We start from the raw sequence: 11,301 nt of genomic DNA on the forward strand, positions 1-11,301 counted from the left end.
GCAACCGCTGGTGCGTCACCCCGCAGTGAGCGGGCCGCACATGAGGTTGCCGGGTTCGGTGGGGTCGTCGCTGGTCCAGAACTGGGTCCACAGTGTGGCGAACTCGGGGCGGCTGAGGTAGCCGTCGGCGTCCTGGTCGAGCCGGTCGAAGGCGCCGCCGGTCTCCACGGGCCGCCCGTGCCAGGTGTCGACGAGACGCTGGTGCTCGCCGCGCGAGATGCGCCCGTCGGCGTTCTCGTCGACCGCGTCGAAGATGGTGTCGGCGGTGGCGGTGACGGCCTCGGGGATGGTCGGCAGCATGTCCACCATGGCGAGGATGTCGTCCATGTCGATCCGGCCGTCCCGGTCCGTGTCCACGGTCGCCGACAGCTGCTGCCACCAGCCCTTCAGTACGCCGTCGACGCGCGCCGCCAGTTCCGATCCCTCTCTCACCCGCGGCAGCCGGCCCCAGCGCTCCGCCAGGGCCACGAAGTCCGCCTCCTCCAGATAGCCGTTGCCGTCCGCGTCGAACGCCTCGAACATGGACCGGAGCTTGGTCCGCTGGAACTCGCTGGACATCACATGTCTCCTCGGTCGCGGTACTTCAGTACTGAGGACATGCTGTCCGCGACCGACCGCCCCGCAACGGCGCTTGCGCTCACCACGGCGGGCACCCGCGCGCCCACGCGCCCGCCCGGTGCGCCGGGCGCCGGTTTGCCCGCGGCGGACGCGGGACGGTTCCCCGGCAACCGTCGACGCCCGTCGGTGCCCGCCGTAGGCTGCCGCCGATTCCGTACCCTGGCGGCATGCGCATGCGCCCCACCCTGAGCTGGACCCCCACGACAGCGGACCTGTTGCCGGGCACCACCGACCTGGAGCCGGTCGTCGACGCGCTGAGCACGGGCGGTGTGCTGGTGCTCAGCGGGGCGGGCATCTCCACGGAGTCGGGCATCCCCGATTACCGGGGCGAGGGCGGGAGTCTGAGCCGGCACACCCCGATGACCTACCAGGACTTCACCGCAAGCGCGCACGCGCGGCGCCGGTACTGGGCGCGCAGCCACCTCGGCTGGCGCACCTTCGGGCGGGCCCGCCCGAACGCGGGACACCTCGCGGTGGCCGCCCTCGCCAGGGGCGCACGCGTCTCCGGCGTGATCACCCAGAACGTCGACGGTCTGCACCAGGCCGCCGGCAGCGAGGACGTCGTGGAACTCCACGGCAGCCTGGACCGCGTCGTGTGCCTCTCCTGCCGCACCTTCAGCCCGCGCCACGAACTCGCCCGGCGCCTGGAGGCCGAGAACCCGGGCTTCGCCCCGGTCGCCGCCGGAATCAACCCGGACGGAGACGCGGACCTCACCGACGCCCAGGTCGGGGACTTCCGCGTCGTCCCCTGCGCCGACTGCGGGGGCGTCCTCAAACCGGACGTGGTGTTCTTCGGCGAGGCGGTTCCACCGCAGCGCGTCGAACACTGCCGACGGCTGGTCCGCGAATCGACCGCGCTGCTGGTCCTCGGCTCCTCGCTGACCGTGATGTCCGGGCTGCGGTTCGTCCGTCAGGCGTCGAAGGAGGGCAAGGCGGTACTGATCGTCAACCGCGACCCCACCCGCGGCGACCCACACGCCCGCACCCGGGTCGCGCTGCCGCTGGGAGCGGCCCTGACGACCGTCGCCGACCGACTCGGCATCGCGATCGACGGGCCGGCGGACTGACCCGTCGGGGCAGCCGAGGTGAACTCCGCAAGGATCACGGGTCAGGCTCCGGGACGACGACGAGACAAGGATCGTGACGTCGGCATCATCAGGGCATCCGAAGCCCTGTCCGCCACCTTCGACCCCTGCTCCGACCTGTACCAACTCCGATGCGCACTTCTCGGCAGTCACCGGCCGCCGGCGCTCCGTCGTCCCTCACGGACGAACGCGGATGATCGTTTTTCCTTTGCGTCGCTCGGTCGGATTGAGTGCGGCGACGGCGTCGTCGAGAGTCGAGACGTTGTCGATGTTCGTCCGTAGTCGTCCGTCCCGAACCCGCTGCACGATCTCACCCAGTGCGGCACGATCGGCCTCGACGACGAAGTCGACCGCCAGGCCGGCAGCGGGCCGCGCCTCGACCGGGCCGACGATGGACACCAGCGTTCCACCAGTCTTGATCAGGGCAGCGGACCGCTTCTGAATGTCGCCGCCGATGACGTCGAGGACGAGATCGACGCCACCGACGTCCTCCAGCGCGTCCTTTTCCAGGTCGACGAACTCATGCGCGCCGAAGTCGATTGCCTTCTCGCGGTCGGTGGCGCGTCCGGTGCCGATGACGTAGGCGCCGGCTTCACGTGCGAGCTGGGTCACCATCGTCCCTACCGCCCCGGCCGCGCCATGGGCGAGGACGGTCTGGCCGGCCTGAAGGCGGCCGTGCTGGAACAGCCCCTGCCACGCGGTCAGACCGGAGATGGGCAGGGACGCGCCTACCGTGAAGTCGACGTCGCCGGGCAGGGGTGCGAGGTTGCGTGCCTCGATCGCCACGTACTCGGCCAGGGTGCCGTCGCGGTGCCAGTCGGCGAGGCCGAACACCCGCTGTCCGACCGACAGCCCCGTCGTGCCGTAGCCGAGGTCGGCGACCACTCCGGCCAGCTCGTGGCCGGGGATCGACGGTGTCTTGTCACGGCCGGCGCGATCGGTCCAGGTCGACGGCCACTCCATCTCGGTCGGGACGAAGCCCGACGCGTGAATCCGAACGACGACGTCGTTGATCGCTGCCTGCGGCTCAGGGCGCTCTACCAGCGTCATCCCGGCCGTTCCCGCAGCCTGGTCCGTCACCACGATCGCTTTCATGGGAGTCACTTCCTCGATCAGCTGTCTCTTCGGTGTAAATCTCGCAGGGATGGAAAGCCCGTGCGGCTATGCGCTCGTCGTCATGTCTCCGACCCTAGGAGCGAAGCAGCCCAGGAGTGTGGTCCATTTCCATGGCAAATCCTTGGGCCACTCTGAGATTCGACCGCACGTCGAACCGACCAGACGAGGCCTGCACAAAGGGCCGGCGAAGGAACAGTGAGAAGCGGTCCGCTCCGGTCGGACACGGAGCATGGGGTGAAGAGCGGGGGATGTGACAGAGGTCGGTCAGGCCGTGCCGGCGGTGAAGCGCAGCAGGTTCCCTGAGGGGTCGTGCACCTGCAGCGTGGCTCCGGCCACTACATGGGGATACGAGGCCACGGCGAGCCGTTCGGCCGGCGCACGCACCTGCTGTGCCGTGGGCAGCAGGTCGACCCCGATCAGGTGCGCTCAGGCCTCGGGGACGGGTTCGGGTCCGGTGCTGAAGCGGTTGGTCAGCACGAGCAGGGCGCGATGCCGAGTGGCGCCGGCGGCGAGGAACATCTTCCCCGGCCGACCCTGGACATCGAGCCCGAGCAGTTCGGTGTAGAAGGGTTCGCTGTCCTCCAACTCCGCGTCCGTCACCTTGAGTTGCACGTGCCCCAGCTCGGTGTCCGCCGGTTGCCCTTCGAACGGGGCGTCGGCGCCGGGTTCGCCGGTGAAGTCCTCCAGCGTCAGCCGTTCGGCGACGACGGCCGGGCTTTCTCCCTGCCGGCGCCATTCCTGGCGCGGCCGGGCGCAGGTGATCTCCACACAGTGGCCGTCGGGGTGCGTGACGTAGCGGGAGCGGGCGACGCTGTGGTCGGTCAGTTCGGCATCGGTGTGTGCGGCGGTGCAGTGCTTCACGAACCGCGACAGGTCCGCGGGCGTGGGGACCTGTCGCGAAGTGGCTCAGACCCGGCCCCGAAGCAGGCGCAGGAGAGACACCCGGGCGCTCCCGCAACTGGGCGAGCACGCGCCCGGGCACACCCACCGATGCGCCGGCCGCGTCGCGGTCGAGTATGTGAAGGCCGGTGGAGCGCGTGTAGGAGTCCAGGCTGCGTTCGATGTCTGCGACGGTCAACTCGACGGCGTCGAGCTCCAGTTGGGCGTCCATCCGGGCGGCCGGTTCGGAGAGCGTCATGGTCGTTCTCCCTTTCCGGAAGCGGGGATGCGCGCGAACGGCTTGGCGACCTTCGCCACGACCCCCATGGCTTTGAAGAACGGAATCAGCTTCCGCGGCGGGCTCTTGACGAACATCATGTCCAGGCCCCGCTGCGACGCGGCGGCCGACTTGGCCCCGCGCTCGCACATCGTCTTCTCGTAACGGGACAGGGCTGCCTCCGCATCGGGGCCGGAGACGGTCTCGCGTGCGAGGTCGGCATCGTCGATGAGCGCCAGATTGGCGCCCTCGCCCGATGTCCTTCTCGAACTCCTTGCCGACGCCGGTGTCGACCAGGCGGACGCGGCCTGGGCCATCGACCTGCTGGCCATGTTTGTGACCGCCACCGTGGCGGAACACGCCCAGGACCCTTGAGCCGCCAAGCCCGGCGGCCCGATCGAGCAGGCCCCCGCCCGGACGTCAGCCGGCCAATACCCGCGCGTCCATGCCGCCCGCGACGACATCCTCTCCGGTACCGGTGAAGAGCGATTCGACTGGGGAATCGACATCCTCATCCGTGGCATCCTCGCGCGCTCCCAGTCGCAGTGAGCACATCCGCCGACAGCCGGTCGGTGAGCGGACGAGCGGTGAACCGTCGACAGTCACCATCCGGCGATTGAATCTCCTGGCAGGGACTCTCGGCGAATGTCAGGCCACCGGTCCGGCCGAGGTCTCCCGCGATGGGTGAGGGCTCGGGCAGGCCAGCTGCGCGGCGTCGAAGGCGGGCCTCAGCGGCCTCGCGCGTTCCCTCGCCAGGGAGCCAGGGAGCCAGGGAGCCAGGGAGCCAGGGAGCTGGGGCACCGGGGCATCACGGCGAACGTCGCGCGCTTCCTCGACGGCTCGGAATCGTCCTGTCCCGTCGGCGCGGTCGTGCCGGTGAGCGGCGGCCTCGGGATGGGCGTATCGGCATTCCGGGCGGACCCAAGGAGGACTGGACAGGCTGCTTGCCGGGAAGCGGCTGCTGGTCACCGGCGTGCGTGTTCCTCCCCGGCGGCTCCCAGGCCATCCAGTACACCCAGGGGGAAGCCGATGTCGCGGCCGAGCAGGCCCGCGAATCGGGCGTCTGGCTCAACTGTCACGCCCAATTCGCCGAAGTGGTCAAGTCGGCCGCCCGCAACGGCTTCCGGGCCGGCTACCACTGCACGTACTCCGACGAGAAGGCCCTCGACCTGCTGGAGGCCCGCAAGGACGACGACCTCTATGTCGCCTCTATGCCGCCCAATAGCCCGCGCAGCCGTTCGCGATGGTGGACGGACCGGGGTGCGTTCGTGCCGTTTCCCCGGCCTGGACGGGATCTAGCGAGCCGCGGGGCGGTTCCGGGAGACCAGGCGGGTCTCGATGTTACGCAGGGTCGAGATCGTGGCGTCGATGTCGTCGGCATCGGTCACGGCCTCGTCCAATAGGCCGCTCCAGAGTTCCCGTAGGCGCTGCAGGTTCTCGTGGGCCTTCGCGGTGGGATACAGGCGAACCCGCCGCGCATCGTGCTCATCGGCGTCGCGCCGTACCAGGCCCGCCTCCTCCAGGCCCCGCACGGCTCGGCTGAAGTTGCTCGAAATCATCTGGGTGGCCTCGGCGGCCTCCCTGGCCGTCGTGCCCGGGTGGCGGTCGATGTAGCGCATGACCGCGCCCTGCAGCGGTGTCCCCGACACGACCTCGCCTTCCTTCGCTGCCCCGATATGGCGGCCCACCGCCAGGATCCGGTCTGCGAGCTCGAACAGTCTCGAAGTCTGCTCCGCGTCCATGCGTCAGGACTCCTGTCGCCGCTCGTCGATTGCTGTCAGTTGACAGCTAAATTAGGCCGCGTTAGCTTTGCTGTCAACTGACAGGTAAAACGGAAACGGCATCACCGGCGTGCCCCCGATCGAAGGACGCCCCCATGACGCTCATCGCCATCGAAGAACACTGGATCGCTCCGGTCCTCACGTCCGCTCTCCAAGCCCTGCCGCGGCCGGATCAGAGCCTCGCTTTCAATGAGATGGGCGACCATCAGCAACGCCTGGAGGACCTGGGCGCGGGCCGGATCGCCGCGATGGATGCCCAGGGCATCGACATCGCGGTCCTCGCCCTGACTCCGCCCGGAACTCACCCGCTCTCCCCGGAACAGGCCAGGCATCTGAGCCGCGCCGCGAACGACACGGCCATTGCTGCCGTCGACCAGCACCCGACGCGGTTCCGGGCGCTGTCGACCCTGCCCATGTCCTCCCCGGAGCACGTCGTCGACGAACTCGTGCGCGCCAAGGGCCTGGGGCACGTCGGCACGATGGTCTACGGCCGCTCCGGCGACCGCTTCCTCGACGACCCGGCCTACGACCCCTTCTTCGCCGCTGCGGCGGATCTCGGCCAGCCGGTCTTCCTGCACCCGCAGATCCCCTCGGACGCGGTGCGCGACGCCTCCTACCGCGGCCTCGGTGAACTGACCGACCTCGGCCTGGCCACCTTCGGATGGGGCTGGCACCTCGACACCGCGACCGCGGCCCTGCGGCTCATCCTGCGCGGCACCTTCGACCGCCACCCCGATCTGCAGATCGTGCTTGGTCACTGGGGCGAGATGCTGCTGTTCTGGCTCGACCGGGCCGACAGCCTCGCTCGTCTCGCCGGCCTGCAACGGCCCGTCTCGGAGTACATCCGGACGAACTTCCACATCACCGCCTCCGGCATGCTCAACCCCGCACTGCTTCACCACGCCCTGTCCGTCACCACCGTCGACCGGCTGATCTTCTCCACCGACTATCCGTTCCAGCACCCGACCCAGGAAGCGATCAGCGCGTTCCTGGGCCACTTCACGTCCGATGAGGACCGGCAGAAGTTCTCTTCTGCCAACGCGGCAGCGCTCTTTGGCCTCGCCCTCTGACCAGACCAACCACCAGCCACCAGCCTTCGCCGCGGGCCGCTTGACGCCCCCAGGCCGGTGAGCGCGAAGACTGGCGAATATTACGTCTGTCAGTAATTCGTTCATAGAGAATCCTGGAAGAGCCGTCCCCTTCACAGTCCCGGTTCCGTCGGACAGATGGAGTCGTCTGACGGAACCGGGTGGCCGGGGTGATTGGTTCAGTGGTGGCCGGTGACGGTGAACTTCCACTGGCCGGAGCCGACTGTGTAGACGGTCTCGTCAGCGCCGCTGTGCGCCGGTCGCGCACCGGAAGTGGCTTGGACTCTCACGTGGGTCTGTCCGAGGTGCGGGACATGAACGGTCGCGGTGCTGCCGACCGGGACAGTGACGTCGAGGGTGATGTGGTCGCCGTCGTTCGTCCAAGAGCTGGCGATGCGGCCGCGGACGGTCGCGATGGATGCTGCCGCGTGGTGCAGGCCCGTCGGGATCTGCGGGTCGATGGTCACGGTGCTGTAGCCGGGGCCGGTCGGCTGGATACCGCCCAACTGCGTATAGAAGGAGGCGTTGATACCGGCGAACATCGCGTGGTCGTGGCTCTCCATGCTTGAGGCGTAGGTCCACTCCTCCCACGGAGTCGTCGCCCCCTTCGCGATCTCATAGCCGAAACCGGGATAGCTCCGCTTGTCCAGTACCTTCATCGCCACATCGGTCCGGCCGATGCCGGCGAGGGCGTCCATGAGGTACCGGGTTCCGAAGATGCCGGTGTCTAGGTGACCGGCGTCCTTGGTGAGGATGGTGTTGACGAACTGGGCACCGACCTTGCCGACGTTCTGTGCGGGCACCATGCCGAAGGCCAGCGGCAGAACGCTCGTCGTCTGGCGGCCGTCGCCGTAGGTGTCCCCGGCCGCGTTGAGGAACTGGGTGTTGAACGCCTGCTTGATGGCATCGGCAAGCTGGGTGAAGTGAGCGACATCGTCGCTGTGACCCAGTGCTTCCGCAGCCTTGGCAACGTCCACGGCCTGCAGGTACGACAAGGCGGTGTTCACCACCGACACCTCGCTGGTGCAGTTGCCGGCGCTCGGGTTGCCGAGGCCACCGTTGGCGTTGGAGCTGCGGTCGGGCGGGCACCAGTCGCCGAATCCCCTGTTGGCCGGCCAGATGTGCCCGGGCACGTCGGTGGCGTTGGTGTCGACGAACTCCTTCATCCCCGGGTACGCGGTGGCGAGGGTGGCACGGTCGCCGTACTGCTCGTACAGGGTCCAGGCGAGCGTGATCTGGTCGCCGTCCATGTCGGGCTGTTGGGCGTTCCCGCCGTCGTTGGGGAGCGGAACCCCGGGCGGCATGTCCTGGAGGTAGTTGGCGTAGTAGCCGTCCATGCCGAACTCGCGGACGGAGGCGTCGTGATAGGCCTGTACGTCCATGCCGGGCGGAGTCCGCTCGTCACGGACCGGGTTGTCGGTGGGAGTGGTCATCGAGTTGTTCAGGATGGTCCACCGGTTGTTCTGCCAGATCTGGTTGAGCAGCGCGTCGGAGGAGGAGAACGCGCCGGTGGACGTCACGTCGGTGTGCACCACCCGGGCGTCGAGGCTCTTGGCTGTCGGCGTGCCCGGGTAGCCGGTGACCTCCGCATATCGGAACCCGTGGTAGGTGAACCGAGGTTCGTACGTCTCGGTGCCGCCGGAGCCGGCCAGGGTGAAGGTGTCGGTGGCCGCCGCGGACCGGTTGGTGGTGGTGTCGAGCGTGCCGTCGGCGCCGACCTCCTCGGCGGTCCGCATCCGTACGGTGGCGCCCGCCGCGCCCTTGACATGCAGGCGCTCCCAGCCGGCGATGTTCTGGCCGAAGTCGTAGACGTAGACTCCCGGCTTCGGCTGGGTGAGCTTCACCGGAGCGAGTGTGTCGGTGACGCGGACCGGCGGTGCAGCGGCGGCTGTCAGAGTTCCGGTCGGTGCCTGCACGGTCCGCACGGGCTGCCAGCCGGCCGCGTCGAAGCCAGGCTTGTCCCAACCGGGCTTCTCCAGCTTGGCGTTGTAGGACTCGCCGGCGTAGATGCCGTTGCTGGTGATCGGGCCGGTGGACCAACTCCACTTGTTGTCGGTGGTGATGGTCTGACGGTGGCCGTCGGTGTAGGTGACGTCGAGCAGCATCACGGCCTGCTGAGGGCCGCTCCAGCGGAAGCCGTAGGGGCTGAACCGTTCGTCGTAGCCGTTGCCGAGCCACAGCCCGACGGTGTTCGCGCCGCTCTTGAGGTCGTCGGTGACGTCGTAGGTCGTGTAGAGGTCGCGTTTGTCGTAGGGAGTGGAGGCGGGGGCGAGAACCTGGTCGCCGACCTTGGCCCCGTTGAGGTGCAACTCGTAGAAGCCCAGGCCGAACACGTAGGCGCGGGCGGTGGCGACGTGTTTTCCGTCGAGGGAGAAGTCGCGGCGGAGCATCGGCGCATCGGGCTCCGCGTCCAGGAGCGTTGGGTCGCCCCGGGGTTCGAGCTGGCCGTCGCTGATCGCGGTGTCGGGGAAGAGCGGGTCGGGTGAGGTGGTGAAGTCGTCGGAGAAGAGAGCGGCGCCGCCCAGGCTGTGGACCGCGATGTTGTCGTACAGGGCGTCCTCGGAGACGCCGTTGGTGACCGAACTACGGAAGCCCACGGTGCCCGCGGTCAGGGTGGTGTCGGTGCGGGTGTCGACCTGGATGCCGTCGATCGCGGTGGTGATGCGGCTGCCCTCGGCCCTGATGGTGAGGTGGTGCGTGGCGTTGGCGTTCGCAGTGGTGACGACCGGACTGAGATCGACCTCACCGAGGTTGGTGAACTGGCCGCCCGACTGGACGTGCGGGCGCAGCAGCACCTTGCCGGCCGTCTGTGCCGCGTTGATCTGCCACATGTAGTAGTCCTGCGCGTCCTTCACCCGGAACAGGACACTCGCCGCACCGGACTTGATGGTGAAGTCCGTGTCGAGGGTGAAGTCCGACCAGGAGTCGCTGCTGCCGGTGTCCGGGCTGATCCACTGGGCGCGCTGCCAGTCCGCCGCGTTCAGCAGGCCCGTCTCCCAGTGCGCGGGAGAACTCCACCGGGAGGCCCGGCCCTGGGCGTCCCACACCTGCACGGTCCAGTAGTAGGCACGCGATGAGGTCAACTTCGGCCCGCCGTAGGGCACTCCGACCGAGTCCGCGGTACGCACCCGGCCGCTGTCCCAGACGTCGGCGTCCCTCGTGTTCAGGCGCTTCGGGCCGCTTGCCACCAGAATGCGGTACGCGGTCTGCCGGTCGCCGCGGGTCGAGGAACGCAACTGCCAGCCGAGGCTGGGCCGGGTGTCGTCGGTTCCGAGCGGGTTCGCGGTGCCGTCCACGGTCAGTTGTCCCACGGCGATGCGGCCGGACGAAGCGACCGCGATTCCGGGGCCGCCCGGCGATGCCCCAAGGGTCACCGCCGCTATCAGAGTCACGACCGTTGTCCATCGCGATGACTTCCAGCGCCAACGATTGTGCACGGGCTTCCCTCCGAGTGCGGCAAACCATCACCACGACTTGAAACGATTCATTTCATCGAGGCGTTGGCAATGTATGAGGGCAACCCATCGGGGTCAATGGATCGGACGAGACTTCCTTCCTGTCACCACGGTCTCAGCTGCGGCGTAGGTGGGTCGGTCGATCGTGTTGGCAGGCGTGGAGGTCTTCCTGAGTCCAGCGCGCGGAGTTGGAGAGGGCTCGCCAGGTGATCGTGTGTGTATCGGTTCAATTGGTCGAAGTCGAAGTCGCAGTCGCAGTCGGATGGGGTGGCGTGGCGTGGATACGGCCTCCCTGCGTGTGGCGACCTTGTCCTGGTGATCGCCTGCCGTGACCTGGACGGTCCCACTCGGTTTTGGACCGCTGTGCTCGGCTTCGGGCCGATCGGCGGGAGGCGCAGCGGCCCATGTGCACGCGATGTGGACCGAGTTCACGGACGACGGATGGGCCCCGCCCGCCTCCGCCCAGTTCGCTGGCGTCCGCCACTCTCGCCCAGACGGCCGGCTGGACCCTCGAAGGTCCTCCGGTGCTGTCGACCACGGGGCGGCGCCACTACCCGTCCGACACCACGGCCCGGGAACGGGCGCCGATAGAACCGCTGTTCCCTCTGCCGGCATGCCAGCCAGAGGCTGGTGGCCGACGGGACAAGAGGGCTCGGCGTGACATCGTCGACGCGATTCGCCATCTCGTCGACAATGGCGTCAAGTGGCGTGCCCTGCCCGCGGGCCTCCCGCTCTGGCGGACCGTCTCCTACCACTTCGCGGCCTGGCGCCGCCGCGGCGTCATCGCGTTGCTGCGGGGCCGGTTCCGCCGCCGGGTCCGCGCGGGCCGGGGGTAATGCCCATGGCCCGGGACGCTGATCGTGGTCAGCCGGCCGTCAAAGGTGCCGAGACTGTCTCCAAGGACGTCTGTTCCCCAGCGGCTCGGCTGCAGTGGATCTGTACGCGGTCGACGTGCCTTGGGCCTTTGGCGATGCTGATGCCGCCTGTGAGTGGGAAGGGTCC

9 protein-coding genes and 2 pseudogenes are annotated in these 11,301 nt (G+C 68.7%); 3 read left to right on the plus strand and 8 right to left on the minus strand.

The window, feature by feature from the left end; genetic code table 11:
• Window positions 1–15: 15 nt before the first annotated feature.
• A complete protein-coding gene (locus OG226_RS48900) occupies window positions 16–558 on the minus strand; it encodes an EF-hand domain-containing protein (RefSeq protein ID WP_328685992.1) in 543 nt (180 codons plus the stop codon).
• A 227-nt stretch (window positions 559–785) separates the two neighbouring features.
• On the opposite strand from OG226_RS48900, the gene OG226_RS48905 reads away from it, so the two are divergent.
• The gene (locus OG226_RS48905; protein WP_329352886.1) at window positions 786–1,685 is read left to right on the plus strand and encodes an NAD-dependent protein deacetylase; all 900 of its coding nucleotides are present in this window, start codon (window positions 786–788) and stop codon (window positions 1,683–1,685) included.
• A 195-nt stretch (window positions 1,686–1,880) separates the two neighbouring features.
• Here the strand turns inward: OG226_RS48905 and OG226_RS48910 are convergent, their stop codons facing one another.
• The 5 genes from OG226_RS48910 to OG226_RS48930 form a co-directional block, all read right to left on the minus strand.
• The gene (locus OG226_RS48910; protein WP_328685994.1) at window positions 1,881–2,798 is read right to left on the minus strand and encodes an NADP-dependent oxidoreductase; all 918 of its coding nucleotides are present in this window, start codon (window positions 2,796–2,798) and stop codon (window positions 1,881–1,883) included.
• Window positions 2,799–3,245: 447 nt separating this feature from the next.
• Window positions 3,246–3,680, minus strand: coding sequence for a hypothetical protein (locus tag OG226_RS48915; RefSeq protein WP_328685995.1), 435 nt, complete (start codon window positions 3,678–3,680; stop codon window positions 3,246–3,248).
• 273 nt (window positions 3,681–3,953) lie between these two features.
• A complete protein-coding gene (locus OG226_RS48920) occupies window positions 3,954–4,307 on the minus strand; it encodes a hypothetical protein (RefSeq protein WP_328685996.1) in 354 nt (117 codons plus the stop codon).
• An 88-nt stretch (window positions 4,308–4,395) separates the two neighbouring features.
• Complete coding sequence (locus tag OG226_RS48925; protein WP_329352887.1) at window positions 4,396–4,584, minus strand: hypothetical protein; 189 nt, start codon at window positions 4,582–4,584, stop codon at window positions 4,396–4,398.
• 686 nt (window positions 4,585–5,270) lie between these two features.
• The gene (locus tag OG226_RS48930; protein ID WP_328685997.1) at window positions 5,271–5,717 is read right to left on the minus strand and encodes a MarR family winged helix-turn-helix transcriptional regulator; all 447 of its coding nucleotides are present in this window, start codon (window positions 5,715–5,717) and stop codon (window positions 5,271–5,273) included.
• A 134-nt stretch (window positions 5,718–5,851) separates the two neighbouring features.
• Here OG226_RS48930 and OG226_RS48935 point away from each other — a divergent pair, with 134 nt between their 5' ends.
• Window positions 5,852–6,826 carry an amidohydrolase family protein gene (locus OG226_RS48935; protein WP_328685998.1) on the plus strand — a complete coding sequence of 325 codons (975 nt, stop codon included), beginning with the start codon at window positions 5,852–5,854 and terminating at the stop codon, window positions 6,824–6,826.
• A 197-nt stretch (window positions 6,827–7,023) separates the two neighbouring features.
• Here the strand turns inward: OG226_RS48935 and OG226_RS48940 are convergent.
• Window positions 7,024–9,255, minus strand: a pseudogene (locus tag OG226_RS48940) (family 78 glycoside hydrolase catalytic domain); the annotation flags it as partial.
• 579 nt (window positions 9,256–9,834) lie between these two features.
• Window positions 9,835–10,281: pseudogene (locus OG226_RS51775) on the minus strand (glycoside hydrolase family 78 protein); the annotation flags it as partial.
• A gap of 542 nt (window positions 10,282–10,823) precedes the next feature.
• Here OG226_RS51775 and OG226_RS48945 point away from each other — a divergent pair.
• The gene (locus OG226_RS48945; protein WP_443044899.1) at window positions 10,824–11,135 is read left to right on the plus strand and encodes a transposase; all 312 of its coding nucleotides are present in this window, start codon (window positions 10,824–10,826) and stop codon (window positions 11,133–11,135) included.
• Window positions 11,136–11,301 lie beyond the last annotated feature (166 nt).

The sequence above is a fragment of the Streptomyces sp. NBC_01261 genome, from assembly GCF_036226385.1.
Taxonomy (GTDB): domain Bacteria; phylum Actinomycetota; class Actinomycetes; order Streptomycetales; family Streptomycetaceae; genus Streptomyces.